The 25,610-nt window shown below is 60.8% G+C and carries 26 protein-coding genes and 1 tRNA gene; 12 read left to right on the top strand and 15 right to left on the bottom strand.

Annotation, left to right across the window (positions count from 1 at the left end; genetic code table 11):
- Positions 1 to 62 precede the first annotated feature (62 nt).
- Positions 63 to 512 carry a hypothetical protein gene (locus ACM6IP_RS17780; RefSeq protein WP_095167388.1) on the top strand — a complete coding sequence of 150 codons (450 nt, stop codon included), beginning with the start codon at positions 63 to 65 and terminating at the stop codon, positions 510 to 512.
- A 49-nt stretch (positions 513 to 561) separates the two neighbouring features.
- Here the strand turns inward: ACM6IP_RS17780 and ACM6IP_RS17775 are convergent, their stop codons facing one another.
- The 5 genes from ACM6IP_RS17775 to ACM6IP_RS17755 form a co-directional block, all read right to left on the bottom strand.
- Positions 562 to 1,641: a hypothetical protein gene (locus tag ACM6IP_RS17775; RefSeq protein WP_401126409.1), complete on the bottom strand. Its 1,080-nt coding sequence runs from the start codon at positions 1,639 to 1,641 to the stop codon at positions 562 to 564.
- 113 nt (positions 1,642 to 1,754) lie between these two features.
- Positions 1,755 to 1,830: transfer RNA gene (locus ACM6IP_RS17770), tRNA-Phe, on the bottom strand.
- 103 nt (positions 1,831 to 1,933) lie between these two features.
- Positions 1,934 to 2,206 (bottom strand): oxidative damage protection protein, encoded by a 273-nt coding sequence (locus tag ACM6IP_RS17765; protein ID WP_095167384.1) that lies wholly within the window; start codon positions 2,204 to 2,206, stop codon positions 1,934 to 1,936.
- Positions 2,203 to 3,270, bottom strand: coding sequence for an A/G-specific adenine glycosylase (gene mutY, locus ACM6IP_RS17760; RefSeq protein WP_414861970.1), 1,068 nt, complete (start codon positions 3,268 to 3,270; stop codon positions 2,203 to 2,205). The genes ACM6IP_RS17765 and mutY overlap by 4 nt, the downstream gene beginning before the upstream one ends.
- On the bottom strand, positions 3,267 to 5,492 hold the full coding sequence (locus tag ACM6IP_RS17755) for an AsmA family protein (RefSeq protein WP_414861969.1): 2,226 nt from the start codon (positions 5,490 to 5,492) through the stop codon (positions 3,267 to 3,269). Before ACM6IP_RS17755 ends, mutY begins: the two co-directional genes overlap by 4 nt.
- A gap of 251 nt (positions 5,493 to 5,743) precedes the next feature.
- Between ACM6IP_RS17755 and ACM6IP_RS17750 the strand changes: the two genes are divergently transcribed.
- The 7 genes from ACM6IP_RS17750 (at position 5,744) to ACM6IP_RS17720 (ending at position 11,520) form a co-directional block, all read left to right on the top strand.
- Positions 5,744 to 7,405 (top strand): OFA family MFS transporter, encoded by a 1,662-nt coding sequence (locus ACM6IP_RS17750; RefSeq protein ID WP_320333438.1) that lies wholly within the window; start codon positions 5,744 to 5,746, stop codon positions 7,403 to 7,405.
- Positions 7,406 to 7,648: 243 nt separating this feature from the next.
- Positions 7,649 to 8,242: an imidazoleglycerol-phosphate dehydratase HisB gene (gene hisB / locus ACM6IP_RS17745; protein ID WP_095167520.1), complete on the top strand. Its 594-nt coding sequence runs from the start codon at positions 7,649 to 7,651 to the stop codon at positions 8,240 to 8,242.
- On the top strand, positions 8,242 to 8,880 hold the full coding sequence (gene hisH, locus ACM6IP_RS17740; RefSeq protein WP_159993210.1) for an imidazole glycerol phosphate synthase subunit HisH: 639 nt from the start codon (positions 8,242 to 8,244) through the stop codon (positions 8,878 to 8,880). The genes hisB and hisH overlap by 1 nt, the downstream gene beginning before the upstream one ends.
- Entirely contained in the window at positions 8,881 to 9,138 is a 258-nt protein-coding gene (locus ACM6IP_RS17735; RefSeq protein WP_095167374.1) for a DUF2164 domain-containing protein, read from the top strand.
- A gap of 42 nt (positions 9,139 to 9,180) precedes the next feature.
- Positions 9,181 to 9,918, top strand: coding sequence for a 1-(5-phosphoribosyl)-5-[(5-phosphoribosylamino)methylideneamino]imidazole-4-carboxamide isomerase (gene hisA, locus ACM6IP_RS17730; RefSeq protein ID WP_095167373.1), 738 nt, complete (start codon positions 9,181 to 9,183; stop codon positions 9,916 to 9,918).
- Between the two features lie 9 nt (positions 9,919 to 9,927).
- Positions 9,928 to 10,698 carry an imidazole glycerol phosphate synthase subunit HisF gene (hisF, locus tag ACM6IP_RS17725; RefSeq protein WP_414861968.1) on the top strand — a complete coding sequence of 257 codons (771 nt, stop codon included), beginning with the start codon at positions 9,928 to 9,930 and terminating at the stop codon, positions 10,696 to 10,698.
- Positions 10,699 to 10,764: 66 nt separating this feature from the next.
- A complete protein-coding gene (locus tag ACM6IP_RS17720) occupies positions 10,765 to 11,520 on the top strand; it encodes an ABC transporter substrate-binding protein (protein ID WP_320333440.1) in 756 nt (251 codons plus the stop codon).
- A 3-nt stretch (positions 11,521 to 11,523) separates the two neighbouring features.
- Here ACM6IP_RS17720 and ACM6IP_RS17715 read toward each other — a convergent pair whose 3' ends face one another.
- The 6 genes from ACM6IP_RS17715 to gpmI all read right to left on the bottom strand — a co-directional run bounded on the left by ACM6IP_RS17715 (position 11,524) and on the right by gpmI (position 19,386).
- A complete protein-coding gene (locus ACM6IP_RS17715) occupies positions 11,524 to 12,753 on the bottom strand; it encodes a trypsin-like serine peptidase (RefSeq protein WP_095167369.1) in 1,230 nt (409 codons plus the stop codon).
- A 72-nt stretch (positions 12,754 to 12,825) separates the two neighbouring features.
- Complete coding sequence (locus tag ACM6IP_RS17710) at positions 12,826 to 14,097, bottom strand: Vps62-related protein (RefSeq protein ID WP_414861967.1); 1,272 nt, start codon at positions 14,095 to 14,097, stop codon at positions 12,826 to 12,828.
- Positions 14,098 to 14,200: 103 nt separating this feature from the next.
- The gene (locus tag ACM6IP_RS17705) at positions 14,201 to 14,977 is read right to left on the bottom strand and encodes a divergent polysaccharide deacetylase family protein (protein ID WP_095167365.1); all 777 of its coding nucleotides are present in this window, start codon (positions 14,975 to 14,977) and stop codon (positions 14,201 to 14,203) included.
- Between the two features lies 1 nt (position 14,978).
- Positions 14,979 to 16,286, bottom strand: a complete 1,308-nt coding sequence (locus ACM6IP_RS17700; protein ID WP_095167363.1) for a S41 family peptidase — start codon at positions 16,284 to 16,286, stop codon at positions 14,979 to 14,981.
- A 31-nt stretch (positions 16,287 to 16,317) separates the two neighbouring features.
- Positions 16,318 to 17,613 carry a murein hydrolase activator EnvC family protein gene (locus ACM6IP_RS17695; RefSeq protein WP_414861966.1) on the bottom strand — a complete coding sequence of 432 codons (1,296 nt, stop codon included), beginning with the start codon at positions 17,611 to 17,613 and terminating at the stop codon, positions 16,318 to 16,320.
- A gap of 243 nt (positions 17,614 to 17,856) precedes the next feature.
- Positions 17,857 to 19,386, bottom strand: coding sequence for a 2,3-bisphosphoglycerate-independent phosphoglycerate mutase (gene gpmI, locus ACM6IP_RS17690; RefSeq protein ID WP_159993218.1), 1,530 nt, complete (start codon positions 19,384 to 19,386; stop codon positions 17,857 to 17,859).
- Between the two features lie 155 nt (positions 19,387 to 19,541).
- On the opposite strand from gpmI, the gene ACM6IP_RS17685 reads away from it, so the two are divergent.
- From ACM6IP_RS17685 to secB, 3 genes are read left to right on the top strand one after another with little or no spacing between them, the layout of a single operon-like run.
- The gene (locus ACM6IP_RS17685) at positions 19,542 to 19,955 is read left to right on the top strand and encodes a rhodanese-like domain-containing protein (RefSeq protein ID WP_095167357.1); all 414 of its coding nucleotides are present in this window, start codon (positions 19,542 to 19,544) and stop codon (positions 19,953 to 19,955) included.
- Position 19,956: 1 nt separating this feature from the next.
- Positions 19,957 to 20,211: a glutaredoxin 3 gene (gene grxC / locus ACM6IP_RS17680; protein ID WP_095167355.1), complete on the top strand. Its 255-nt coding sequence runs from the start codon at positions 19,957 to 19,959 to the stop codon at positions 20,209 to 20,211.
- A 39-nt stretch (positions 20,212 to 20,250) separates the two neighbouring features.
- Positions 20,251 to 20,733 (top strand): protein-export chaperone SecB, encoded by a 483-nt coding sequence (secB, locus tag ACM6IP_RS17675; RefSeq protein WP_095167353.1) that lies wholly within the window; start codon positions 20,251 to 20,253, stop codon positions 20,731 to 20,733.
- A 111-nt stretch (positions 20,734 to 20,844) separates the two neighbouring features.
- On the opposite strand, the gene ACM6IP_RS17670 is transcribed toward secB, so the two are convergent.
- Complete coding sequence (locus ACM6IP_RS17670; RefSeq protein WP_032862277.1) at positions 20,845 to 21,300, bottom strand: tRNA (cytidine(34)-2'-O)-methyltransferase; 456 nt, start codon at positions 21,298 to 21,300, stop codon at positions 20,845 to 20,847.
- Between ACM6IP_RS17670 and ACM6IP_RS17665 the strand changes: the two genes are divergently transcribed.
- Entirely contained in the window at positions 21,299 to 21,739 is a 441-nt protein-coding gene (locus ACM6IP_RS17665) for a hypothetical protein (protein WP_159993220.1), read from the top strand. The two genes, ACM6IP_RS17670 and ACM6IP_RS17665, sit on opposite strands and share 2 nt — an antisense overlap.
- Before the next feature lie 512 nt (positions 21,740 to 22,251).
- Here ACM6IP_RS17665 and ntrC read toward each other — a convergent pair.
- The 3 genes from ntrC to ACM6IP_RS17650 all read right to left on the bottom strand — a co-directional run bounded on the left by ntrC (position 22,252) and on the right by ACM6IP_RS17650 (position 25,569).
- The gene (gene ntrC / locus ACM6IP_RS17660; RefSeq protein WP_095167349.1) at positions 22,252 to 23,688 is read right to left on the bottom strand and encodes a nitrogen regulation protein NR(I); all 1,437 of its coding nucleotides are present in this window, start codon (positions 23,686 to 23,688) and stop codon (positions 22,252 to 22,254) included.
- Positions 23,685 to 24,770 (bottom strand): nitrogen regulation protein NR(II), encoded by a 1,086-nt coding sequence (glnL, locus tag ACM6IP_RS17655; protein ID WP_159993222.1) that lies wholly within the window; start codon positions 24,768 to 24,770, stop codon positions 23,685 to 23,687. Before glnL ends, ntrC begins: the two co-directional genes overlap by 4 nt.
- Before the next feature lie 292 nt (positions 24,771 to 25,062).
- Positions 25,063 to 25,569: a DUF4124 domain-containing protein gene (locus tag ACM6IP_RS17650; RefSeq protein ID WP_414861965.1), complete on the bottom strand. Its 507-nt coding sequence runs from the start codon at positions 25,567 to 25,569 to the stop codon at positions 25,063 to 25,065.
- Positions 25,570 to 25,610 lie beyond the last annotated feature (41 nt).

Here is a 25,610-nt window from a genome sequence, read left to right as displayed (position 1 = left end):
CGTGCTGGCGGAAATCGAAAAGGGATAACGATTGGGTTCTACAGAACCCGGGAGTTGTCATCATGAAACGTGTTCGTTTGTTCCTGTTACCACTCGCGGCGGTCGGTTTGTTGCTGTTCCCCGTACTGGCGCAAGCCGCCAGTTATGAGCCGATCGACAGCGCCGGGGTGCAAGCCCAGCCACAGCAGCAAAACGGGATTACCTACCTGTCAGGCGGCATCGGCCTCGACGAGTCCCGAACCATTGAGCAAGCCCAGGGCTACAACCTGCACATGACCTTTGCCGTGGGCCCGCAGAACCAATACACCGCCGATGTCGATGTAGTGGTGCAAAAGGCGCCAGGGCAAGCCGTGCTGACGCTGGATAACGCCGGTCCCCTGGTCTACGTGAAGCTGCCCGCCGGCAAGTATTCGGTGATCGCCACGCGCAATGGCGAGGAGCGGCGTGATACCGCAGATGTTGGCAGTGGCGGGGCAAGTAATCTGGTCTTTCACTGGAATGATGCCCAGTAGCTGCCTGCAGCCGTCCCGGCCCTGTCACTGAGGACAGGGCCGTGGTGGTTCAGGGTTTGCCAGGCGCGTCTGGTGCCGCCAGCCTGATGGAGAGGATGACCGCACTGGGTACTTTGACCTTGATCTCCTGATCTGCAAATGACCACTTGATCACGCTAAGGCCACCCATCGACCAGACCACGTGAACGTGGTTCAGGGCGCAATCGTCCTTGACTCCATAGCTCTCGATCGCCTGGTATTTCTCGCAGAGCTCTTTGCTCAGCAGTACCTGCTCTGCCTGATAATTGCCGAGCCCCAGGGCGCTGATGATTTTCCCGGGCAGGACGCTCCAGGTATTGGCCCCAAACATCAGCAGGAGGGCCAGCAGTGGGCTGACGATCAGCACATGGCGCTGGTTTTGCCGGATCACGGCTGTAATGACCGTGAGGAGTATCAGCAAGGCCAAAAAGCACACGGCCATGAACGGGTATTCGCCCAGGGTTTTGACCATCCCGGGGGCTCCCCTGGCCAGGGCTGTCGTTGCCAGCAGTGCGACGAGGTTGCCGGTAAGGAATGTCAGGAAGGCTGTGATGGCGAACTTCAGCCAGCTATAGGACGGTAGTTCGTAGTTTTTTTGCAGGGGTAGGCCGAACGCGATGCCGATCACCAGTGGCCCGGCCAGCAAGCCGAGGGTAAAGGCGTGGCCGTCCTGTAAAAAATACAGAGCCAGCCACAAGACGGCGAGGCTGCAGAACCCGGGGGCGAAAAAATAGCGGTTGATCAGGCGTCGGTCGAGATTTGTCTTGGGAGTGTTGCCGTTGATTCGATACTTCAGCTCTTCATCCACGGGTTTGTCGCTGAAGAATACTTCTGACCAGATCCACCCGGGGGCGGTGAAGCCAAAGCCGATCAGCAGCACGATGACGCACCCCATGATGGCTGCTGCCGCCAGAAGCGATACGAAGCCGAACAGGTCGAAGTCGGGGTAGAAGTGGTTTTGGCCGAAATAGATCAGGAAGATCAGGAAGCCGAAAGCCAGGGAGGCGAAGTGGAACAGTTTCCAGTTGTGCTTTTCGATGAACTGGAAAACCTTGTCCAGGGCCTGGAAAGGTTCGGATGGGCCGGGGTTGCCCGTGGGTTGCCTGTCCATGCGTAGAGGTGTCCTTGTGAAGATGCGGGTACGGCGACGGGCTATTTGAGCATCTTCAGTTTTCTACGGGCATAAAAAAACCCTGAATCTTGCGATTCAGGGTTTTCGGTATTTGGTGCCCAGAGACGGAATCGAACCGCCGACACGGGGATTTTCAATCCCCTGCTCTACCGACTGAGCTATCTGGGCAACGGGGCGCATTAAACTGGTTTTTCAGGGGGTCGTCAAGCAAGTTTTCAAAAAAATTTTAATTATTACCGTCGCTTACGATCCGACCCCGGTATCTACGCAATTACTCAGCAGGCGGCACGTAGCCTTCGGCTTTGGCGTAATCCTCGCCGGAGAAGAACTTGTCCATCTCGCCCTGAAGATATTTGCGGTCTTCGGCGTTCATCATGTTCAAGCGTTTTTCGTTGATCAGCAGGGTCTGGTGTTTTTGCCAGTCGGCCCAGGCCTTTTGCGATACGTGGTCAAAAATGTCCTGGCCTTTGGCACCCGGGAAGGGCGCGCGCTCCAGGCCCGGCAGTTCTTCGTTGTACTTGCGGCACATGATGGTGCGGGTCATGACGACTCTCCTGCGTTCAATACGTCGGCCGCGCGCTTGAGCAGTTTTTTCACCGGGGCGGCGAGGCCCAGGCGCGGCGGGGTGGCGAGGTTATACCAGAGCCAGTCGGCCTCGGCCACGTGATGGCCGGCCTCCTCGACCTGAACCAGCCAGGGTTCGATGGCCAACTGGAAATGACTGAAGGTGTGGATCAGGTTCGCCAGCTCGGTGTGTTTGCCCAGTTGCAGCGAGTGTTGCAGGGCCAGGTGCTCCAGGTCGCCGAGATCATCCAGCTCCGGCAGGCTCCATAAACCGCCCCAAAGGCCGGTGGAGGGGCGCCGGTAAAGCAGGATGGCGCCGTCGCGGTTGGCCAGCAGCGGCATCAGCGTACGTTTCTGGGGTACGGTTTTGCGCGGCTTGGGGATCGGGTAGCGGGTTTCCAGGCCGAGCATGTGCGCTTCACAGCCCTTTTCCAGCGGGCACAGCAGGCAGCTTGGCTTGCTGCGGGTGCAAAGCGTGGCGCCCATGTCCATCATCGCCTGGGTGTAGGCGTTGACGCGGTCGTGGGGGGTGAAGCGTTCGGCGGTGGCCCACAACTGCTTGGCAACCTTGGGCTCGCCTGGATAACCCTCTTGTGCGGTAAAGCGCGCCAGCACCCGCTTGACGTTGCCGTCGAGGATCGGCGCCCGCAGGCCCATGCTCAGGCTGGCGATTGCGCCCGCGGTGGACAGGCCGATGCCCGGCAGGTCGGTGAGTTTTTCCACGTCCTGTGGAAATTCACCGCCGTACTGCTCGACGACGATCTTCGCGGTCTTTTGCAAATTGCGCGCGCGGGTGTAGTAGCCCAGCCCGGTCCACAGGTGCAGCACTTCATCTTCCGGTGCGGCGGCCAGGTCCTGGACCGTGGGCAACGACGCCATGAAACGGTCGAAGTAGTTCAGCACAGTGCTGACCTGGGTCTGCTGCAGCATGATTTCCGAGACCCACACCCGGTAGGGGGTGATGCCCTGTTGCCAGGGCAGGTCATGGCGGCCGTGGCGGTCGTACCAGTCCAGCACCGCCGTTGAAAATTGCTCGGCTCTCATCGCTTGAACAGCCCCTTGAGCGCGTTCTTCAGTTCCGGGCTGACTTTGTCGCCGAGTTTTTCATCGATTTTCTCACTGAGCTTGTCGCCGGCCAGTTTGCTGGCGACCTGGCCGAGGCGCTCGTTGTCCAGGCGGCAGGCCTTGGCGCCGAGTTCCAGTGGGCCGCGGCAGCGCAGCGGCCACTCGATACCGACGAATTTCTCGCCAACCTGGCAGGCCGGGTCCGGCATGTCGCGCTGGTCGCCTTCGACAATGATGCCGACGCGGTAATCCATGCCCAGCACGCGCAGGTCGACGTCGCCGTTGCCGTTGACGGTCATCCCCGGGATACGCACTTTCAGGTCTGGATTGCTGGCGACGCCATTACGCAAGGTCAGGTTGCCCTTGAGTTCCTGGAACGGCGTGTCCTTGCCCCGTGGCTCGCCGCTGAGTGTCTTGCGGTTGAGGGTGGCGATGCCTTTGCACAACTGCTGTTCGAGGTTGGCGTTGAGCAGCACGCCATTGTTGATGACGAAGCTGGCGTTGCCGTTGAGGCTGTCGATCAGGGTTTTCTGGCTGTTGCCGTTGGCGGTGAGCTGGCTGTTGAGCGTGATCAGGCCCTTGACCGGTGGGTTTTTGCCTTGGCTCTCGAGAATTTTTTCCGCAGGCACCCGGTTGATCGCCGTCTGCATGCTCAAGGCCGGCACCGGCTGGCGCACATCAAGGGTGCCCTTGGCGTTGAAGGTGCCGTTGTACAGATCGCCACTGAGGTTTTGCAGGGTCAGCAAGCCACCCTGGCCGGTGGCCTTGAGGGCTGCGTTGTGGATTGGCAGTTGGCTGAGGGTCAGTTGGCCGAAGGTCAGGTCGGCGTCGAGGTCGAGCTTGCTCAGGCGCTCGGCCGGGATCAGCTTGTCGTTACTCCACGCACCCTTGGTCGGGGCGTTGGGCAGGGGCGTGCTGCCGGCGCCGGCCAGGGCATCGGCTTCGGTGCTGCTGACTTCAGCCTGGCGGGCCACCGCTGCACTGTTGGCATCGGCGGACTTGGGCGGCAGGTAGCGATCAGCGTTGAAGGTGTCGGCCTTGAGCTGCACGCGCAGCGCTTGCTTGGTGAAGTCCTCGACGGCGATGCGGCCACTGAAGGTGCTGTCGTCGAGTTTCAGGTTGATGTTGTCCAGCGACAGGCTGGTGGGGGTCGCGGCCAGGCGGCTGACCAGTTCGACTTTGCTCAGGCTGCCCTCGGCCATGGCCGGGAGTTTCTGGCCGATGCTGTCGACAAACTTGGCCAGGTCGAACTGGGCGATCGACAGGGCGCCGCTGATTTGCGGGGTCTTGTCGAGGTCATTGGCCTTCAGTTCACCGAGGGCGCGCAATTGATTGACGGACAGCTTGATGCCCGTCCATTCGGCGACGTTCGCCGCTTTATCGAGGAATACCTGCCCTTGGGCGGCAAAGGTTACGGCCTTGCCTTGCAGCGGTTCTCCGGTCAGTTCGCCTGACAGTTTCATGTCTTCGAACTTGTAGCGCTGCAGCGCGCGTTCGAAGCGCAGTTCGCCATTGAGCTCGGTGCGCACCCGCAGTGCGGGTTGGTTACTGGCGAGGAACGCGGTCAACTTGACGTCGATATTGGTCGCATCGTGCACGGGACCGGTGCTCAGCTGGATGCTCTCGGCGGTGAATTGCTTGCCGGTGCGCTCGTCGGTGTACTCCACCCGGGCGTTATTGACGGTCAGGCTGTCGATATCGAGGCGAATCGGCTGGGCGGGTTTCTCTGTCGGGACCGGAGCGCTGGCAGTGGTGTCGCTGCTGGTCGCCGCTACCTCGGGCTGGCCCGCGACCGGCACGGCCTTGCCGATGTCTTCCCAGTTGCCGTGGCCATCCTTGTCGCGGTTCAGGCGCAGGTTCAGGCCTTCGACCCGGACATCGCTCATCTGTACTTCGCGGCGCAGCAACGGCAGGACCCGCACCGAAAGACCGAGCATCTGCAGGTCGGCGAACGGTGCCTTGGGGTTGCTCAGGGTCGCGACACTGGCTTCGTGCAGTTCCAGGCCGAGCCAGGGGAACAGGCTCCAGCCGATGTCGCCATTGAGCGTCAGCTCGATGTGGGCCTTGTCGCGGGCAATCTGGCGAATCTCGTCTTTGTAGTCATTGGGATCAAAGAAGTGGGTCAGGGCAAAGCCCAGGGCCACAATGACCAGCAACAGCCCGAGAAGTACCAGACCCAGGATTTTGCCGAACGCTTTCATGGGGCGAGTCCTTGTAGAGAGTCGAATTCGAAATTTAGCGGGGGAGTATAGCGCTCCGAAACTGACGACTGGTCAGTGACTGGTTTTTCTCTCACGGGCAAATGGTAATCTTCGCCCGTCCGCCTGCCTCGCTGCGACCGGTTGTCGCGCCAGACGCACCCTCACTCGATAAAACGGCCATGCCAATGTGCAAACAAGGCTGTGGGTGAGGAGTGGCGGGCGAACCATACTAATAATTGGGGGAAACACACATGAGCACGAGCACCGAGGCGGGCATTATTGCGCCCCCGCCGACGTTCCTGTCCAAGGAACGCATCATCGCCAAGCCCGGTTTCAACCGCTGGCTGGTGCCACCGGCCGCACTGGCCATTCACCTGTGCATCGGCATGGCCTATGGCTTTTCGGTGTTTTGGCTACCGCTGTCCAAGGCCCTGGGTGTGACCGCGCCCGTGGCGTGCGCGCCGGACATGAGCTTTATCGCCCAGGTGTTCTCGTCCCAGTGTGACTGGCCGATCTCGATGCTCGGCTGGATCTACACCCTGTTTTTCATCTTCCTCGGTTGCTCGGCGGCTATCTGGGGCGGCTGGCTGGAACATGCCGGGCCACGCAAGGCCGGTGTGGTGTCGGCACTGTGCTGGTGTGGTGGCCTGTTGGTTTCCGCGCTGGGTATCTATACCCACCAGATCTGGCTGATGTGGCTCGGTTCCGGGGTGATCGGTGGGATCGGCCTGGGCCTGGGCTACATCTCCCCGGTGTCGACCCTGATCAAGTGGTTCCCGGACAAGCGCGGCATGGCCACCGGCATGGCGATCATGGGATTTGGTGGCGGGGCCATGGTTGGTGCGCCGCTGGCAGCCGCGTTGATGGGGCATTTCGCCTCGCCAGGCGGAGTCGGCGTCTGGCAGAGCTTCCTGGTGATGGCGGCGATTTACTTCGTGTTCATGATCGGCGGGGCGCTGTCGTACCGCGTGCCGCCGACCGGCTGGAAGCCTGAGGGCTGGACCCCGCCGGCGAAAAAAGTCGCCAACGCGATGATTACCCATCGTCACGTGCACGTGAATGTGGCATGGAAAACCCCGCAGTTCCGCCTGGTATGGCTGGTGTTGTGCCTCAATGTATCGGCCGGGATCGGCATTCTCGGCATGGCCTCGCCGCTGCTGCAGGAAGTGTTCGGCGGTAAGTTGCTGGGTAACGATTTGGCATTCGGTCAACTGGACGCCGGGCAACTGGCCTCGATCGCGGCCATCGCCGCCGGTTTTACCGGGTTGCTGAGTCTGTTCAACATTGGCGGGCGGTTCTTCTGGGCGTCGTTCTCCGACTACCTGGGGCGCAAAAACACCTACTTTGTGTTCTTCGCCCTGGGTTTTGCCCTGTATGCGCTGATCCCGAACCTCGGGCATCTGGGCAACGTCTCGCTGTTCGTCGCCGCGTTCTGCATCATCCTGTCGATGTACGGCGGTGGTTTCGCCACGGTGCCGGCGTACCTGGCCGACCTGTTCGGCACCCAGATGGTCGGGGCGATCCACGGTCGCCTGCTGACGGCCTGGGCGGCGGCGGGCGTGCTGGGCCCGGTGCTGGTGAACTACCTGCGTGAGTATCAGTTGAGCATCGGCGTCGAGCGTGCAGCGGCCTATGACATCACCTTGTACATTCTCGCCGGCTTGCTGGTGCTGGGGTTCCTCTGCAACCTGCTGGTGCGTCCAGTGGCAGACAAGTACTTCATGACCGACGCCGAGCTCGCAGCAGAACAGGCCCTGGGGCACGACAAAGGCGCCGACAGCACTACGGTGCTGGAGTGGAAGGCGTCGTCGGCCAGCGTGCCGTTGGCCGTGGCGGCCTGGCTGGTGGTGGGGATTCCGCTGGCGTGGGGCGTATGGGTGACCCTGCAGAAGACGGCAGTGCTGTTTCACTAGTCAACGCGCACTACCCGGCACACCGCGAACCCCGTCGGAGCAACGCTTGCTCGCGACAAACGGCAGCGCGGTGTGCCTGATACACCACGCTCGACAGCGCTCAGGCTCATACATGTCATGACAGGTATATCCCCGGCCACATTGGCTTCAACCGGTCAGGGATATCATTTGGCGTGTTTCTGTTTGCCGCCGCCGTGCCTATAATGGATGCCTTTTTCGCCCAATGATTTTGCGGAGCTGGTGATGGCCGAACGTATGGCGTCCGTCGAGCGCGACACTCTGGAAACCCAGATCAAAGCCTCGATCAACCTGGATGGCACCGGAAAGGCCCGATTTAATATCGGTGTACCTTTTCTTGAGCACATGCTGGACCAGATCGCCCGACACGGGCTGATCGACCTGGATATCGAGTGCAAGGGCGACCTGCATATCGACGACCACCACACCGTGGAAGACGTCGGTATCACCTTGGGGCAAGCCTTCAGCAAAGCCATCGGCGACAAGAAAGGCATCCGTCGCTACGGCCACGCCTATGTGCCGCTCGATGAAGCGCTGTCGCGCGTGGTGATCGACTTCTCCGGCCGTCCTGGCTTGCAGATGCATGTTCCCTATACCCGCGCAACCGTGGGTGGTTTTGACGTCGACCTGTTCCAGGAATTTTTCCAGGGTTTCGTCAACCACGCCAACGTCAGCCTGCACATCGACAACCTGCGTGGCACCAACACCCACCACCAGATCGAAACCGTGTTCAAGGCTTTCGGCCGCGCCCTGCGCATGGCCGTCGAGCTCGATGAGCGCATGGCCGGGCAAATGCCTTCGACCAAGGGCGTTCTGTAATGCAGACGGTCGCGGTTATCGATTACGGCATGGGTAACCTGCACTCGGTGGCCAAGGCCCTCGAACACGTAGGTGCCGGCAAGGTGCTGATCACCAGCGATGCCAATGTGATTCGCGAAGCCGACCGGGTGGTTTTCCCCGGTGTTGGCGCGATTCGCGATTGCATGGCCGAGATCCGTCGCCTGGGCTTCGACTCGCTGGTGCGCGAAGTCAGCCAGGACCGTCCGTTCCTCGGCATTTGTGTCGGCATGCAAGCCCTGCTCGAACACAGTGAAGAGAATGACGGCGTCGACTGCATCGGCCTGTTTCCAGGCGCGGTGAAGTTCTTCGGCAAGGGCCTGCATGAAGACGGCGAACACCTGAAAGTCCCGCACATGGGCTGGAACGAAGTGCAACAGGTGGTGGATCACCCGCTGTGGCACAACATCCCGGACCTGGCGCGCTTCTATTTTGTGCACAGCTACTACATCGCCGCCGGTAACCCGCGGCAGGTGGTCGGTGGCGGTCACTACGGCGTCGACTTCGCCGCTGCGCTGGCCGAAGGCTCGCGTTTCGCGGTGCAGTTCCACCCTGAGAAGAGCCATACCCATGGCCTGCAATTGCTGCAGAACTTCGCGGCGTGGGATGGTCGCTGGTAAATGGCCGTGAAGAAGAAGCCGCCGATCCTGACCCTCACTCCTGAACAGGAGAACGAGGCCAATCACAAGATCAAGCGCTTCATGGAGGACCGCTTCGAACTGGACCTGGGTTCGTTCGAAGCGGGCGAAATCCTTGAGCTGTTTACCCGCGAAATTGCTCCGCACTATTACAACAGGGCGATTTTCGATGTGCAGACACACCTCAAAGAGAGGTTTGAAAGCATCGAAAGCGACCTGTGGGCGCTCGAGAAAAACTGATTTCCGAGCAATGCTGAAAAATCGAATTTGAAGGTTTGCCAGATGCTGATTATTCCCGCTATCGATCTCAAGGACGGTGCCTGTGTACGTCTGCGCCAGGGCCGCATGGAAGATTCCACAGTGTTCTCCGATGACCCGGTGAGCATGGCAGCCAAGTGGGTAGAGGGCGGTTGCCGTCGTCTGCATCTGGTCGACCTGAACGGCGCGTTCGAAGGCCAGCCGGTCAACGGCGAAGTAGTGACCGCCATCGCCAAGCGCTACCCGAACCTGCCGATCCAGATCGGCGGTGGCATCCGCTCGCTGGAAACCATCGAGCATTACGTCAAGGCAGGCGTGAGCTACGTGATCATCGGCACCAAGGCAGTCAAAGATCCGGCCTTCGTCGCCGAAGCCTGCCGCGCATTTGCGGGCAAGGTGATTGTTGGCCTGGACGCCAAGGACGGTTTTGTCGCCACTGACGGCTGGGCTGAAATCAGCACCGTGAACGTCATCGACCTGGCCAAGCAATTCGAATCCGATGGCGTGTCTGCCATCGTTTATACCGACATCGCCAAAGACGGCATGATGCAGGGTTGCAACGTGTCGTACACCGCTGCCCTGGCTGCGGCCACCCGGATTCCGGTAATTGCCTCCGGCGGTATCCACAACCTGGGTGACATCAAGTCGCTGCTCGACGCTCGCGCACCGGGCATCATCGGCGCCATCACCGGCCGGGCGATCTACGAAGGCACCCTCGACGTTGCCGAGGCGCAAGCCTTCTGCGACTCGTACCAAGGCTGAGGACTGACCATGGCGCTGGCCAAACGCATCATCCCTTGCCTGGACGTGGACAACGGCCGGGTCGTCAAAGGTGTGAAGTTCGAAAACATCCGTGACGCCGGCGACCCGGTGGAAATCGCTCGTCGCTACGACGAGCAGGGTGCCGATGAGATTACCTTTCTCGACATCACCGCCAGCGTCGATGGCCGCGACACTACTTTGCATACCGTCGAGCGCATGGCCAGCCAGGTGTTCATTCCGCTGACCGTGGGCGGTGGTGTACGCACCGTGCAAGACATTCGCAACCTGCTCAATGCCGGTGCGGACAAGGTCTCGATCAACACCGCGGCGGTGTTCAACCCGGAGTTCGTCGGCGAAGCCGCGCAGCATTTCGGCTCACAGTGCATCGTCGTGGCCATCGACGCGAAGAAAGTCTCCCTGCCGGGCGAAATCCCACGCTGGGAAATCTTCACCCATGGCGGGCGCAAACCCACCGGGCTGGATGCGGTGGAGTGGGCGAAGAAGATGGAAGGCCTGGGGGCCGGGGAAATCCTCCTGACCAGCATGGACCAGGACGGCATGAAAAACGGCTTCGACCTGGGCGTGACCCGCGCCATCAGTGATGCCCTGGGGATCCCGGTGATCGCTTCCGGCGGCGTCGGCAATCTGCAGCACTTGGCTGACGGTATCCTCGAAGGTCACGCCAGTGCAGTGTTGGCGGCCAGTATCTTTCACTTCGGCGAATACACCGTGCCGGAAGCGAAGGCCTACATGGCGGCGCGCGGGATTGTGGTTCGATAAAGGCCAGTGGACAGCATGGCGGGCTCAAGGCAAGCTTGGGCACGCCAATGGATTGCGGTAGCCGACATGCTCAGACGCCTTTTCCTCGTTCTTGCCAGTACTTCGTTACTGTTCTGCGGCGTGCTACGGGCCGCTGAAAAAACCGATATCGACCTGGTCTTGCTGACGGAAAACTTCCCGCCCTACAACATGGCGAAGAACGGCAAAAACTTCGCTCAGGACGAGAACATCAATGGCATCGCCGTGGACATCGTTCGCGAGATGTTAAAGCGGGCCAACATCACCTACAGCCTGACCCTGCGTTTCCCCTGGGAGCGAGTCTACAAACTCGCCCTGGAAAATCCCGGATACGGGGTGTTCGTCATGGCGCGCTTGCCAGACCGCGAAAACCTCTTCAAGTGGGTCGGCCCTATTGGTCCGGACGACTGGATCATGCTGGCCAAGGCCGACAGCAAAATCACCCTGCAGACCTTGGAAGATGCGCGCAAATACAAGATCGGCGCCTACAAGGGCGACGCCATCGCCGAGACTTTGGCCAAGCAGGGACTCAAGCCGATCGTGGTGCTGCGCGATCAGGACAACGCGAAAAAACTGCTCAATGGCCAGATTGACCTGTGGGCCACCGGGGACCCTGCCGGGCGCTATCTGGCGCGCCAGGACGGGGTCACGGGCCTCAAGACGGTCCTGCGTTTCCATAGCGCGCAGTTGTACCTGGCGTTGAATAAAGACGTGCCGGATGAAACCGTCGCCAAGCTTCAGACAGCGCTGGATCAGCTGCGCAAAGAAGGCGTGGTGGACGACATCATGGCGAAGTATCTGTAACCATCACTTCGATACCACCTGAGACGGAGCGGCTGGCGTTGCGCTCAAGTACACGGCACTTGTAAACACGTTATTCAATGTCGCCCTTGTCAGGTGCTGTTCCTCAGAACTGATGCCAATAATGCAGAGTGCATGTGTGCCGTTTTGTGGCCCGATTTCAGTATTGATGTAAGCGTCTTCAGTGCTGACAGCGGCGCTGTAATTGTCGGGCGCCTTGCAGTCCCTGGCGTTATGGACCGTTTTGTAGCGATAGAAGGGCACCTCGAGGGAGAACCTGAAATCCCACGTAGGCAATACGAGCTGTCCGTCCGCATTTTGTGTTCTATGAACGTATGACTTGAGATTCCAGGGCTCCGAGACAGTCAGTTCGACCGGTTCCAGGGAACAGTCCGCCCCATCGCTGGTGAAGACACCGTCAATAAAGCACTTGTGCAGAAAGTTGGCCGAGTAGCTGTAGTTGAAACGGGCTGCCTTGCAAGACGTCGAATGCTCACAACCAGGCGGTTCGGGTGTATTGCGCGAGACCGCGACTTTACTGACGATGCCGGTGATTTCATTGGTGCGGCGGTTCAGCATCGGGCTACCGGAGCTGCCAGCGTGAAGGTCGCAACTGTTTTTCATAGCCGAAGGGAACACCCCGGGGTGATCGATGAACGTTCCGGCGGTTTGTTCAGCACAGGCACTCAATCGAAGCCCTTGTTCGGTAAAGCCGCTCGGCGCGCCAATGTTAAGCGCATCCTGACTCTCGTAGGTTTGATGGGACGCCAGCTTGAGCGGGTTGACCCCGGCCTGTATCAGCGACGCCAATGTCGCGTCGACCTCCAGTACTGCAAGATCGGTCCCGACCAGACTGCTCCATCGGGCAGTTTGGATGGTGTATCGGCGCATACGCTGTGGCATGTCATGAAAGTAGTGGAAGGTGACGCTGGCCTTCAAAGGCAGATTGGTCCGCGCCGAACCGTACTGAAAGAACACGCAATGACCGCTGGTGAGCAGGTAAGCAGGGCCGCTGGCTTGGCCTTGTCTGTTACGCGTGTCCAGTAGAACGGCGCTGCAAGTCTCGCCCGATTGGAGACTGAGTCGTCCCACGCCGCTCCAGATTTCATAAAGATGTTCGCTGTTTTGCAGTGCCCTAGACGGTGAGTCGTTTACGGCGCCTTCGCCCAGATCGCGGGCCTGCACTGCGCAAATAGCTAACAAGCCGATCAGGCCCGCGAAGCTGAGGTAATTCATGTCCACTCCTTGGTGATGAAATTCAGGGTGAGCGCTCTCGCCGGCCCCCGGCGAGGGCCGGCCGCAGTCCGGTTACTGTTCCGGCGGATATTCGCTCAAATGCAGTTTGTCGTAGTCCGAGTAACTGCCTTCGCTTGCCACTTGTGTGCCGTTGCTGCGTAGCAATTGGTAGTCAAACTGTGTGCGATAAACCGCGACGATGCGCTTCTTCGCAACGATCGTAACCACGTGTGTCGCCAGGGGGCCGATCAACCTGCTGTTCTGGGTGCCGACGGGGGAGAAACTGTTGCCCAGTTTTGCCGAGAACTCGACTGAAAAGGTCGGTGGCAGCGATATGGAAAATTCCGGCAACCTGGAGCTCCATTCCACTCCTACCTCGACAGAGGTCAGTCGAGAGAAGGTTTCGAGGCTTTCGGCGGTGGGTGCCTCATCGGTCCATTTGAAGGTTTTTCCCGAGGAGCTGGTGTTATGGCCGTGGCCGATCAATACGTACTTCTCTTTTCTATGTAATAGGTAGTAGGGAGAAGTACGAAACTGCTCGAAGGCGCTCAGGTTGGGATCCTTGATCGCGAACCAGGGGAGCCGCGCAGTCTGGGTGACTGTGGCGGATTGGCTTGAGGTGGGGGGTTCGTATCCGGTCAGGGACGGAGGCACTGGCGAAGGTTCGGCTTTGAGCGAAATGCGCATGCGCAGTGCATGCGCGGCGGCGTGCGTTGTTGGTTTGGTATAGCTGTTGACGCCGACGAATGTGCCTGGCGCAAAATGAATCTCTCCTGCGGCCGCGACCGGTGGCAGGACACTCCACACGCTGAAGTCCTGCTTGGCGCGACTGCCCTTGTCGCTCCAGATCATTGTGTCGATGGATGCCGCCACGACAAGATCTGCCCGCACGCAACGCACGGAGTTGACTGAAGGTTTATCGAGACCGTCAGCGCACACCAACCCAAGTGCCACGTAGCCCTCAGGTGGTACGGGGCGCCATATTGAACAGTCCGTTTTGGCGCCTGAGCCCGTGTCTTTCCAGACCTGTTCAAAATCATCGGGCTTGCTCAGTGCCTTGCCCTGGTTAGCGCCAGCACTTGGCGGCTCGCCTTCGCAAACGACGGCCACTACTCTACGATTATTGATGTTGTCGTGGCCGGATACGGCGAGGTCACCGAGTGGGAAAAAGCCTGGCAGCGAGTCAGGGGCAGGGCTGGGGCGCCAAAAGCCACCGGGTTTCGAGCGTGAGCCTTTGTTATCCCAGATCCGGAGAAATTCTGTCGTAAAGTTGATCAGCAGGTTTTCAACTTTGATTGATTCCATTGGCCTTGAGGGGGCCGCGTCATCGTCATGTGGGTTCATGGTCATTCCTGGTAATTGAAAGGCAGCCCAATTGGGCTGCGGGTTTCAATATCCAGAATTGGCTGAGACGCCTGGCGGTAACTATGTAGTGGCCCGCTGCTGGTTAGCGATAAATACCATCTTTGCCATGGGCAGTCATGGCGCGATTGCCGCGCACGCTGATCATCTGCCGGATATCAATCCAGTCGATGCCCTGGGCCTTGAGCTTGGGCAGCTCGCGTTCCAGCACTGCCAGGGTCTGCGGGTAGGGATGGCCGATCATCACCGCCGAACCCTGTTTGCGCGCCAGGCTTATGGCGCTCTGCAGTTGGTTGTAGATCGCCGCTTCGGTGCGTTCGTCGTCGAGGAACACATCGCGTGAAGCGCTGGCCAGGCCGATCTTCTGTGCCTCGGCGGCGGCGACGGTCTGGGCGCTGGTGCGGCTGTCGACGAAAAGCTTGTGCCGGCGTTGCAGCTCGGCCATCAACCAGGCCATGGCCGGTCGCTGGGCGGTCATGCGGCTGCCCATGTGATTGTTGATGCCGGCGGTGAAGGGGACGGCCTTGAACGCGGCGTCCAGGCGCTTGCGCAGTTCTTCGACGGGCAGTTCGGGGTGCCAGGCGAACGGGCCGGTGGCCGGGTCCATGGGCATGTGCAGGATGACGATCTTGCCAGCGCGGTGGGCCTCGCGGGCAAATTCAGCGGCGTGGGGGGTGTCGGGCATGATCGCTGCGGTGACTGGTCCGGGCAGCGCCAGCACGCGGCGATCCCGGGGCAGGTTCTGCCCCAGGTCATCGATGATCAGGCTCAGGTAGGCCTTGTGGGGTGGCGCCTGCCCGGGCGTTGCATGGGCAACGCCGGCCAGGCAGCACAGCAGGCCGAGGAGCAACCGCAGGCGCATCTCAGCGGCCGCGGGTAATGCTCAGGCCCTTGAGCAGGCTCAACGCCTGGGCCAGTTGGTAGTCGTCGTCCTGTGGCATCGGCTTGGCCTTGCCGCCGGAGCCGCTTGGCTTGTCGGCGCCGCCGTTGCCATTGCCCAGGTGGCCTTGCAGGTCAGCTTCCTTGAAGTACTCGCTGTCCTGCTCGCTGGTGATCTTGGCCCGACGCACTTCGATGTCCGGAACGATGCCCTGGGCCTGGATCGAGCGCCCGTTCGGGGTGAAGTACAGTGCGGTGGTGATCTTCAGCGCGCGGTCGTTGTTCAGCGGCAGCACGGTTTGCACCGAGCCCTTGCCGAAACTGGTGGTGCCCATCACGACTGCACGTTTCTGGTCCTGCAGGGCACCTGCGACAATTTCCGAGGCCGAGGCGCTGCCGCCGTTGATCAGCACCACCATCGGCACTGCTTCGCTTTCGTCCTTGCCGGTGGCCGAGAAGCGCAGTTCGGAGTTGGCGATCCGGCCCTTGGTGTAGACGATCAGGCCCTTGGTGATGAAGTGGTCGACCACTTCCACCGCCGATTGCAGGACACCGCCTGGGTTGTTGCGCAGGTCGAGCACGATGCCGCTGAGCTTCTTGCCGTTTTCCTTGCGCAGCTTGGCCAGGGCCTGGGAGACCTCTTCGCCGGTCTTGACCTGGAACTGGGTGATGCGGATGTAGCCGTAGCCCGACTCCAGCAACTGCGCCTTCACGCTCTTGACCTGGATGGTCGCGCGGGTCAGCGTCACGTCGAACGGCGAACCGCCGTCGCGGACCAGAGTCAGGGTGATTTTCTCGCCGATCTTGCCGCGCATCTTGTCCACGGCTTCGGTCATGCTCTGGCCGCGGGTAGGCTGGCCGTTGATCTTGACGATGAAGTCGCCCGCCTGGATGCCCGCCTTGGAGGCAGGGGTGTCGTCGATCGGCGACACCACCTTGATGAAGCCGTCTTCGGAGCCGACTTCGATGCCCAGGCCGCCAAACTCACCGCTGGTACTTTCCTGCAGCTCGGCGAAGTCTTCCGGCCCCAGGTAGGCGGAGTGTGGGTCGAGGTTGCTGAGCATGCCCTTGATGGCGTTTTCCAGCAGGGTCTTGTCGTCCACCGGCTCGACATACGCGGCCTTGATCCGGTCCATGACCTCGGCAAAGGTACGCAACTCATCCAGCGGCAATGGCGCCTTGGTGGTCGCAGCCGAGGTCGACGAGGCCGGTTCAGCGGCAAACGCCAGGGGCGCACCGATCACCAGGGCGATCGTCAGGGCCAGCGAAGTGAGGCGGGACAAATGCAGCATGTCGAACGAACTCCTGAGTTAGATGGTGCGCTTATCCTTGCGCACGGCACCATTGTGCTGGATCACTCGGGTGACCCTGCTGACGAATAGCGAAATACAGCGCGGGCGTGTCCTGGCCGCCACTGTTACCGACAGTGGAGATGGACTCGCCGGCCTTGACCACGTCGCCAGCCGATTTGAGCAGCGTCTGATTGTGGCCGTACAAGCTCAAGAAACCGTTGCCGTGGTCGAGAATCACCAGCAAGCCGGCGCCCCGCAACCAGTCGGCGAACACCACGCGTCCGCCGTGCACGGCATGCACCTGGCTGCCCGCGGAGGCGCTGATCATCACGCCGTCCCACTTGGTGCGGGCATCGTCGCCGCGACTTTCACCAAAGCGGGCAAGCAATCGACCATCAACTGGCCAAGGAAGTTTTCCCCGCGTTGCAGAAAATGCCCCGCCGAAGGTTTCGCCAGCGCTGGAGACCAGGGCGCCGGGTGTCGGTCGGGTAATTTTGCGTGGGGCATCGGTCGGGGCGTCTGCCGCGGCCTGTGCCTCACGTAAACGCTTTTTTTCCGCTTCCTGCTGGGCGATCAGCGCTTTTTGCCGCGCTTCTTCTGCCTCCCGGGCCTGGCGTGCCAGGGTTTCCTCAATGGTTTTCAGGACTTTCGACAAGTCGGCCTGGTCCTGCTCGCGAGCCTGCAGCTTCTGGTCGCGGTCCTTGACGTCGGTGTTGAGCTTGGCCAGCACTTGCTGGCGCTCCTTGCGGACCTTGTCCAGCTCGTCGCGCTGGCTATCGAGGCTGCTTTTCTGGACCAGCAGTTGGGCTTGCTGCAGGGCGATGTCCTGCTCGACATTGGCCAGTTGGCGCAGGGTTTCGTTGAAGTTCTTCAACTGCTCCATGCGCGCCTGGCTGAGGTAGTCGTAATAAGTCAGGGTGCGGGCGAATTTCTCCGGGTTCTGCTGGTTGAGCAGCAGCTTGAGATATTCCTGGCGACCGTTCTGATAGGCCGCGCGGGCCTGGGTGGCAATCAGTTGTTGCTGTTCAGTGCGCGCGCTCTGGAGTTTTTTTTTCTCGGTATCGAGTCGCTGCAGCTCGGATTCGCTTTTCTTCAGCTCTTTTTGCAGGGCATCGACCTGCTTCTCGAGCTTGCCCATCTCGGTCTCGGTGCCCTTGAGGTCCTTCTGCACCCCGGACTTTTCTTCCTGCAACTTGCCCAGCAGCTTTTTCAGCTCGGCAATATCCTGACGCGTGGCGTCCAACTGTTGTTGGGTTTGCGCGCGCTCGTCAGCAAAGGCCGGTTGGAGCAGGCAGGTCAGAGCTAGGGCTATCAGGACGCGGAGCATAGAGGCGGGCGACACCGGGGGAAAAAAGACAGCCTAGTATGCCCGGCAAGCGTTGCAAAAAAAACGCCCAATTAGGGCGGTGTGATAACTGGAGCAGAGTTACCTCTGAAAACACCCCAAAACCAATGTGGGAGCGAGCTTGCTCGCGATGGCGCCATAACATTCAACGTAGATGTTGACTGTCAGATTGCTATCGCGAGCAAGCTCGCTCCCACAGGGTTTGGCGGTGTTTGATGGGGCGGGTTACACCAGGATCGAGGTGCCGGTCATTTCGGCCGGTTGCTCAAGCCCCAGCAGCTTGAGCATGGTCGGTGCTACGTCGGCCAGGACCCCGCCTTCGCGGACCTTGAGGTCGCGCTTGCCGAAGTAGATGAACGGTACCGGCTCGGTGGTGTGGGCGGTGTGGGCCTGGCCGGTGGATTCGTCGGCCATCTGCTCGACATTGCCGTGGTCGGCGGTGATCAGCGCCTCGCCACCGACTTTTTCCAGGGCTTCGACAATCCGGCCGACGCACAGGTCCAGGCACTCGACCGCTTTCACTGCAGCAGCAAACACGCCGCTGTGGCCGACCATGTCACCGTTGGCGTAGTTGACCACGATCACGTCGTAACGCTGGTTCTCGATGGCCTCGACGATGCGGTCGGTGACCTCCGGCGCGCTCATCTCTGGCTGCAGGTCGTAGGTGGCGACTTTTGGCGAAGGGATCAGGATGCGTTCTTCACCCGGGAACGGTTCTTCGCGGCCACCGGAGAAGAAGAAGGTCACGTGGGCGTATTTTTCGGTTTCGGCGATCCGCAGTTGGGTCTTGCCGTTTTTCGCCAGGTAGTCGCCCAACACGTTTTCCAGGCTGCCCGGGGCAAAGGCCGACGGGGCAGGGATGCTGGCGGCGTATTGGGTGAGCATGACAAAGCCGGCCAGTTTCGGCTGGCGGGCACGTTCGAACTCGCTGAAATTGTCCTCGACGAACACCCGGCTCAGCTCGCGCGCACGGTCGGCGCGAAAGTTCATGAACACCACGGCGTCGCCGTCTTCGACCTTGACCGGCTCGCCGATGGTGGTGGCCTTGACGAATTCGTCGCTCTCGCCACGCTCGTAGGCGGCTTGCAGGCCTTCCTGGGCGGTCGCGGCGTTGAATTCGCCGTTGCCGTCCACGATCAGGTTGTAAGCCTGGGAGACGCGGTCCCAGCGGTTGTCGCGGTCCATGGCGAAGTAACGGCCGATGAGGCTGGCGATCCGGCCTTTGCCCAGGGTCTTGAAGGCTTCATCCAGCAGTTCGATCGACGACTGGGCACTTTTCGGCGGCGTGTCGCGGCCATCGAGGAAAGCGTGCAGGTAGATCTTCTCGGCACCGCGCTTGAAGGCCAGTTCGGCCATGGCGATCAGGTGGTCCTGGTGGCTGTGCACGCCACCATCGGACAGCAGGCCCATGAAGTGCACGGCCTTGCCGGCGGCGACGGCCTTGTCCACGGCGGCGCAGATGGTCGGGTTGTCGAAGAACTCGCCGTCGCGGATCGCTTTGGTCACGCGGGTGAAGTCCTGATACACCACGCGGCCGGCGCCGAGGTTCATGTGGCCGACTTCCGAGTTGCCCATCTGGCCGTCCGGCAGGCCGACGTCCATGCCTGAACCCGAGATCAGGCCGTTCGGTACGGTGGCGCACAACCGGTCGAGGACAGGCTTGCGGGCCGCGAACACGGCGTTGGATTCTTCGCTCTCACTGTGACCGAAGCCGTCGAGAATCATCAGGACCAAAGGTTTAGGCGTGGTAGTCATAGATTCCACTCGTGGCTGAGTTAAAAAAGGGGCGATGAAAAAAGGGAGTGGCAGTTTAAAGCTAAGTTCCGGCGGCGTCACCGCCGGACGGGGTTTGGCCCACCATAGTGGCTGTGTATACTGGCCGACATTTTAACGCCCTGGAACCTCCTTCGATGGTTGCTCACCTGATTGAATTTGCCACTAACCACTATCTGCTCGTCGGTATCTTCGTCGTACTGCTGGCGTTGCTGATCGCTTATCAAATGCAGGGCGGCGGTCGCAGCCTGAGCACCGGTGAGCTGACCAGCCTGGTCAACAAGGACGCTGGTGTGGTGATCGACATCCGTGCGGCCAAGGATTTCGCCGCTGGTCACATCGTTGGCGCGCTGAATATTCCGCACGACAAACTGACTGCCCGCGTCGGCGAGCTGGAAAAGCACAAGGCCAAGACCATCATCCTGGTCGATGCCATGGGCCAGACAGCCGGTACCCACGCGCGCGAACTGCTCAAGGCCGGCTTCACCGCCGCCAAGCTGTCCGGCGGGATCTCCAGCTGGAAGGGCGATAACCTGCCGCTGGTGAAGTGATATGGCCAGCGTCGTCGTCTACTCCAGCGATTACTGCCCTTATTGCTCGCGCGCCAAGTACCTGCTCGAAAACAAGGGCGTAGCCTTCGACGAGATCAAGGTCGATGGCAAGCCACAGGTGCGTGCCGAAATGGCCAGCAAGGCCGGGCGTACGTCCGTGCCGCAGATCTGGATCGGCAGCACCCATGTCGGTGGCTGTGATGATTTGTTTGCCCTGGACCGCGCTGGCAAGCTCGACGCGCTGCTCAAGGCCTAATTCCTTCCCTATAAGACCCAAGATCAGAAAGGATCTGAGATGACTGACCAACAGAACACTGCAGCTAGCGAAGAAGAAACCGCACCGCAATTCTCCTTGCAGCGCATCTACGTACGTGACCTGTCCTTCGAAGCCCCGAAAAGCCCGGCGATCTTCCGCCAGCAGTGGGAGCCAAGCGTCGGTCTGGACCTCAATACCCGTCAGAAAGTACTGGAAGACAACTTCCACGAAGTGGTGCTGACCCTGTCCGTGACCGTGAAGAACGGTGACGAAGTGGCCTTCATCGCCGAAGTCCAGCAGGCCGGTATCTTCCTGATCAAGAACCTCGACGAAGGTTCGATGAGCCACACCCTGGGCGCGTTCTGCCCGAACATCCTGTTCCCGTACGCTCGCGAAGCCCTGGACAGCCTGGTGACCCGTGGTTCGTTCCCGGCCCTGATGCTGGCCCCGGTCAACTTCGACGCGCTGTACGCGCAAGAAGTGCAACGCATGCAGCAGGACGGCGCTCAGACCGTTCAGTAAGCAGCGCGGCTGACAACATCGCGGGCAAGCCCGCTCCCACAGGATTGTGCAAAACCTGTGGGAGCGGGCTTGCCCGCGATTGTTTTGGCCTGGCGAAAAATCGCCGGTGGGTTATTTGAAGCCCAGCTGCCGCCAGCCTTCGTATACGGCGACCGCCACGGTATTGGACAGGTTCAGGCTGCGGCAGCCTTCGCGCATCGGCAGGCGCAGGCGTTGGCCGTCGGGCAGGGCGTCTAGCACCTCGGCCGGCAAGCCACGGCTTTCCGGGCCGAACAGGAACGCATCGCCCTCGGCGAAACTGGCGTCGTGAAACGGCCGCGAACCCTTGGTGGTGAATGCGAACAGGCGTGGATGGCCAAGGCTTTCCAGGCAGCTGGCAAGGTCGGCATGCCGTTGCAAGGTGGCATACTCGTGATAGTCGAGGCCGGCCCGACGCAGGCGCTTGTCATCCATCTCGAAGCCCAGTGGCTCGATCAAGTGCAGGTGGCAGCCGCTGTTGGCGCACAGCCTGATAACGTTGCCGGTATTCGGCGGAATTTCTGGTTGAAAAAGGATGACGTGAAACATGCACGGCTCCGAAGGTAAAGATGGACGGCATTCTACGCCGGAAGTGGATCGGCGATCGAAGCTATTGCCGCGGGTGATGGCCTCGCTGGCGATTGTCGGCCTGATGGTGGGGTTGATGATCGGTCGCCTGACCAGCCCCGAGCCGACCGAGCTGCAGCAGGTCGAGGTCACCGGCGATGGCCTGGTGGTGTGGTTCAACCACGCGCCCAAGACCCATGGTGAACTGATCGACGGCAGCCTCGCGCTGCTGTTCGAGGCCCAGGGGCAGGCACAGAAAGGCCAGCTCAAGCTCAACGATAAGGATGTGAACTGGCGGGTGCGTTTGAGTGACAAGGGGTTGTTGCTGACGCTGGTGGCGGCCCGGCCGCTGAAGGGCGATTGGGCCGGCAGCGAGGTGGACGATCGCTGGCGGTTGGAGATCCATCTCCAGGAGCAATAAAAGAGGAATCCCCGGCCTGCCTGTACCAAGGACCCCGAAACGGCAGGGCTCACGCGTTGCGTCGTGAGCCCGGTGTAAAGAAGGAACCCCTGACCTGCCTGTATCAAGGGCCCCAAAACTGCTTGGGCTCGTCGCTTGTGCGGTGTGAGCCCGATGTAAAGAGGGGAATCCCCGGCCTGCCTGTACCAAGGTCCCCGAAACCGGGTAGTGAACTGAATCACTGAATGAACTATTGCAGGGGGCGTGCCAGGTTTTAACGAGCTGAAACAAAATGTTGTGTTGAAACGTCGAAAGCCCCGTATTCCGGGGCTTTGGTGTTTTTTTGATAGGGGTTTGATTGCAGGTGCAGGTGGGATTTCGGATCTGTTGCCGTGCGCGATCGCGGGTCACGGTGCATTCAGGCGGTGCACGCTGGCCCTGAAAGCATCGCGGGCAAGCCCGCTCCCACAGGATTGTGCAAAACCTGTGGGAGCGGGCTTGCCCGCGAATGGATCTACAGGTCGGTGAAGGATCTAACCCTCATCCCCTTCATCATCGTCCCCACCATCAACTTTCATCCCCAGTTCCTTGATCTTGCGCGTCAAGGTATTACGCCCCCAACCCAGCAAAACCGCAGCATCGCGGCGGCGGCCGGCGGTGTGCTTGAGGGCGGTTTCGATCATGATGCGCTCGAACGCCGGCACCGCGCTGTCCAGCAGGCTCGACTGGCCGCGAGCCAGCGCCTGGTCGGCCCATTGGCGCAGGGCCTGTTCCCAGTTGGTTACCGGTGCCGAGTCCTGCGGCAGGCTCAGCAACTCCGGCGGCAGGTCGCCGATGTGCACTTCGCGCCCCGAAGCCATCACCGTGATCCAGCGGCAGGTGTTCTCCAGTTGGCGCACGTTGCCTGGCCACGGCAGGTTCTTCAGGTATTCCTCGGTTTCGCTTTTCAGCAACTTCGGCTCCACCGCCAGCTCTTGTGCGGCGCGGGCCAGGAAGTGCTTGGCCAGGGTCGGAATGTCTTCGCGACGGTCCGACAGGCGTGGGATGTGGATGCGGATCACGTTCAAGCGGTGGAACAAGTCCTCACGGAACTTGCCGGCGTGGACCAGGGTTTCCAGGTTCTGGTGGGTCGCGGCGATGATGCGCACGTCGACCTTGACCGGTACATGGCCGCCGACCCGGTAAAACTCGCCGTCGGCCAGGACCCGCAGCAGGCGGGTCTGGGTGTCGGCCGGCATGTCGCCGATTTCATCGAGAAACAGCGTGCCGCCATCGGCTTGCTCAAAACGTCCACGGCGCAGGTTGGCGGCGCCGGTAAATGCACCTTTCTCGTGGCCGAACAGCTCGGACTCCATCAAATCCTTGGGGATCGCCGCCATGTTCAGGGCGATGAATGGCGAGGCCGCCCGTGGGCTGTGGCGGTGCAGGGCGTGGGCCACCAGCTCTTTACCGGTCCCGGACTCGCCGTTGATCAGCACGGTGATGTTGGAGTGGCTCAAGCGCCCGATGGCGCGAAACACTTCCTGCATCGCTGGCGCTTCGCCGATGATTTCCGGGGTGCGGGTCAGGGCGACGGGCACTTCCAGGCCCTGTTGCTCCTGGGCGTGCTGGTTGGCGCGCTTGACCAATGACACCGCCTCGTCGACGTCGAACGGCTTGGGCAGGTACTCGAACGCGCCGCCCTGGTAGGACGCGACAGCGCTGTCCAGGTCGGAGTGCGCGGTCATGATAATCACCGGCAAGCGCGGGTGCTGTTCGCGAATCCGTGCCAGCAGATCCAGGCCACTGGCACCCGGCATGCGGATGTCAGAGATGATCACGTCCGGTTGCTGGCGCGCCAGGCGGCTCATCACGCCATCGGCGCTGTCGAAGCTCTGCGTGGTCATGCCTTCCTGCTGCAAGGCTTTTTCCAGGACCCAACGGATAGAACGGTCGTCATCGACGATCCACACGGTTTCACTACGGCTCATGTCGATGTGGCTCCTTGTTCCAGTGGCAGAAAGATCGAGAAGGTGGTGTGGCCTGGATGGCTGTCACATTCGATCAGACCCTGGTGCTGGCTGATGATGTTCTGGGTTATGGCCAGGCCCAGCCCGGTACCGTCCGGACGGCCGCTGACCATGGGAAAGAAGATGGTTTCCTGCAGGTCTGCGGGAATCCCGGGGCCGTTGTCGATGATCTCGATCTTGGTCACCAGGCGATGGCGCACGTGGCCGATGGTGAACTGGCGCATGGCCCGCGAGCGCAGGGTGATGCGGCCCAGGCGCAGCTCGTTCTGGCTGCTGATGGCTTGCATCGCGTTGCGCACGATGTTCAGGACGGCCTGGATCATCTGTTCGCGGTCGATCAGCACGTCCGGGATGCTCGGGTCGTAGTCGCGCACCAGAGTGATGCAGCCTTGGCTTTCCGCTTCCACCAGGCTGCACACGCGCTCCAGTACTTCGTGGATGTTGCACATGGCCAGCGACGGCAGTTTGTTCGAGCCGAGCATGCGGTCGACGAGGTTTCGCAGGCGATCCGCTTCCTCGATGATCACATTGGTGTAGTCCTTGAGGCTTTCTTCCGGCAACTCGCGGGCCAGCAACTGGGCCGCACCGCGAATCCCGCCCAACGGGTTCTTGATCTCGTGGGCCAGGCCGCGCACCAACATCTTGCTGGTTTCCTGCTTGGACAACTGCGCTTCTTCCTTGGTGATCCGCAGCAGTCGGTCGCGCGGGTGTACCTCAAGCAGCAGCAGCGTGGCACCGTTGCTCAGGATCGGCGTCACCGCGTAGTCGACGGTCAGGGTCTGGCCGGTCAGGGCGGTGAGCATCGCCTCGCGCTTGGTAAAGGGGTGGGCCTGTTCGACCGCCTGGCGCAGGGAGTTCAGTGCTTCGGTGGACTCGGTGAACAGCTCGCTGATGAACTGCCCATGGCTACGCTGACCGCTGATAGCCAGCAGCATCTCCGCTGCCGGGTTCATGTACTCAAGGCGCAGTTCGGCATTGAGCAGGATGGTCGCGGTGGTCAAGTTGTCGAGTAGCAAGCGGTGCAGTGCGTCGCTGATGGTCATGAGGACCTCTTTTGGAGCAGGCGCGCGCGAGAAGGAGGCGCTGTTGCGAGGAAAATGCAAAAACCAAACCAAGGCTCCGAAAAGAAGCAATAACTCCCTGAAATGGGCGCTTTAAGTTGCCTTGCGTGGCGTTCTGCCAGCTTTGTCGGGTATTTTCGAACCAAAATGGGTTGCCGTCTGACAAGAGTGCAACCAATCGCACCAATATAGTGCGCAAACCTGAATGACGTCAGAATAAAGAAGATTTCGATTTTTTCTTCGAGGCGGTCGCGGATCGCCGCCTATTAGCGCTTCAAGGCTTGCGTGCCCGCTGCAGGTTGAAGGTGATTGCCGGGCTCTGCTGTAGCGGGGTGTTTCCCACCAGTACCTGAACGGCGAGGCTGTGCTCGCCACGGTCGATGTTGACCAGTTGCAGGCGCGGTCCGTTGCTCGGTTGACCATAGGGTTGGCCGTCCAGCAACAGGCGCAGTCGATGGGCTTCGCGCAGGCGCGGTTCAATCCGCACGTCAACGCTGAAGGTGCCGTTGTTGGCGCGAAGGGCTTCGTGCGTGGGTAGGCCGATCAGTTCCAGTGTCGAATACGCGTCGGTGTTCTGGGTGCGCGGGGCTGCTCGCGTGATGATCGCAGATGTCGGGGGCGCAAGGGTGTTCATGGGAGCAGGTTCAATCACCCGGCTCTCCACGCCATCGGGTGGCCGACCGCCGTAGGCGGTATTGCCGTGAGCGTCGGTATACACATGGATTTGTGCTGCGGCGGGCAGGGTGATCAGTGTGAGCAGGCAAAAACCCAACGAGCGCATTACAGGTTCCCGTTGGCACCTGCTGGCGTTCGCGCTGGCGA

The sequence above is a fragment of the Pseudomonas sp. IT-P176 genome, assembly GCF_949767245.1.
GTDB lineage: Bacteria > Pseudomonadota > Gammaproteobacteria > Pseudomonadales > Pseudomonadaceae > Aquipseudomonas.
This window is presented reverse-complemented; position numbering and strand designations above follow the sequence as displayed.

Bases quoted from the DNA above. Each gene is read 5' to 3' on its own strand.
- ACM6IP_RS17780 (WP_095167388.1), top strand. From the start codon at position 63: ATGAAACGTGTTCGTTTGTTCCTGTTACCACTCGCGGCGGTCGGTTTG.
- ACM6IP_RS17775 (WP_401126409.1), bottom strand. From the start codon at position 1,641: ATGGACAGGCAACCCACGGGCAACCCCGGCCCATCCGAACCTTTCCAG.
- ACM6IP_RS17765 (WP_095167384.1), bottom strand. From the start codon at position 2,206: ATGACCCGCACCATCATGTGCCGCAAGTACAACGAAGAACTGCCGGGC.
- mutY (WP_414861970.1), bottom strand. From the start codon at position 3,270: ATGAGAGCCGAGCAATTTTCAACGGCGGTGCTGGACTGGTACGACCGC.
- ACM6IP_RS17755 (WP_414861969.1), bottom strand. From the start codon at position 5,492: ATGAAAGCGTTCGGCAAAATCCTGGGTCTGGTACTTCTCGGGCTGTTG.
- ACM6IP_RS17750 (WP_320333438.1), top strand. From the start codon at position 5,744: ATGAGCACGAGCACCGAGGCGGGCATTATTGCGCCCCCGCCGACGTTC.
- hisB (WP_095167520.1), top strand. From the start codon at position 7,649: ATGGCCGAACGTATGGCGTCCGTCGAGCGCGACACTCTGGAAACCCAG.
- hisH (WP_159993210.1), top strand. From the start codon at position 8,242: ATGCAGACGGTCGCGGTTATCGATTACGGCATGGGTAACCTGCACTCG.
- ACM6IP_RS17735 (WP_095167374.1), top strand. From the start codon at position 8,881: ATGGCCGTGAAGAAGAAGCCGCCGATCCTGACCCTCACTCCTGAACAG.
- hisA (WP_095167373.1), top strand. From the start codon at position 9,181: ATGCTGATTATTCCCGCTATCGATCTCAAGGACGGTGCCTGTGTACGT.
- hisF (WP_414861968.1), top strand. From the start codon at position 9,928: ATGGCGCTGGCCAAACGCATCATCCCTTGCCTGGACGTGGACAACGGC.
- ACM6IP_RS17720 (WP_320333440.1), top strand. From the start codon at position 10,765: ATGCTCAGACGCCTTTTCCTCGTTCTTGCCAGTACTTCGTTACTGTTC.
- ACM6IP_RS17715 (WP_095167369.1), bottom strand. From the start codon at position 12,753: ATGAATTACCTCAGCTTCGCGGGCCTGATCGGCTTGTTAGCTATTTGC.
- ACM6IP_RS17710 (WP_414861967.1), bottom strand. From the start codon at position 14,097: ATGAACCCACATGACGATGACGCGGCCCCCTCAAGGCCAATGGAATCA.
- ACM6IP_RS17705 (WP_095167365.1), bottom strand. From the start codon at position 14,977: ATGCGCCTGCGGTTGCTCCTCGGCCTGCTGTGCTGCCTGGCCGGCGTT.
- ACM6IP_RS17700 (WP_095167363.1), bottom strand. From the start codon at position 16,286: ATGCTGCATTTGTCCCGCCTCACTTCGCTGGCCCTGACGATCGCCCTG.
- ACM6IP_RS17695 (WP_414861966.1), bottom strand. From the start codon at position 17,613: ATGCTCCGCGTCCTGATAGCCCTAGCTCTGACCTGCCTGCTCCAACCG.
- gpmI (WP_159993218.1), bottom strand. From the start codon at position 19,386: ATGACTACCACGCCTAAACCTTTGGTCCTGATGATTCTCGACGGCTTC.
- ACM6IP_RS17685 (WP_095167357.1), top strand. From the start codon at position 19,542: ATGGTTGCTCACCTGATTGAATTTGCCACTAACCACTATCTGCTCGTC.
- grxC (WP_095167355.1), top strand. From the start codon at position 19,957: ATGGCCAGCGTCGTCGTCTACTCCAGCGATTACTGCCCTTATTGCTCG.
- secB (WP_095167353.1), top strand. From the start codon at position 20,251: ATGACTGACCAACAGAACACTGCAGCTAGCGAAGAAGAAACCGCACCG.
- ACM6IP_RS17665 (WP_159993220.1), top strand. From the start codon at position 21,299: ATGCACGGCTCCGAAGGTAAAGATGGACGGCATTCTACGCCGGAAGTG.
- ACM6IP_RS17670 (WP_032862277.1), bottom strand. From the start codon at position 21,300: ATGTTTCACGTCATCCTTTTTCAACCAGAAATTCCGCCGAATACCGGC.
- ntrC (WP_095167349.1), bottom strand. From the start codon at position 23,688: ATGAGCCGTAGTGAAACCGTGTGGATCGTCGATGACGACCGTTCTATC.
- glnL (WP_159993222.1), bottom strand. From the start codon at position 24,770: ATGACCATCAGCGACGCACTGCACCGCTTGCTACTCGACAACTTGACC.
- ACM6IP_RS17650 (WP_414861965.1), bottom strand. From the start codon at position 25,569: ATGCGCTCGTTGGGTTTTTGCCTGCTCACACTGATCACCCTGCCCGCC.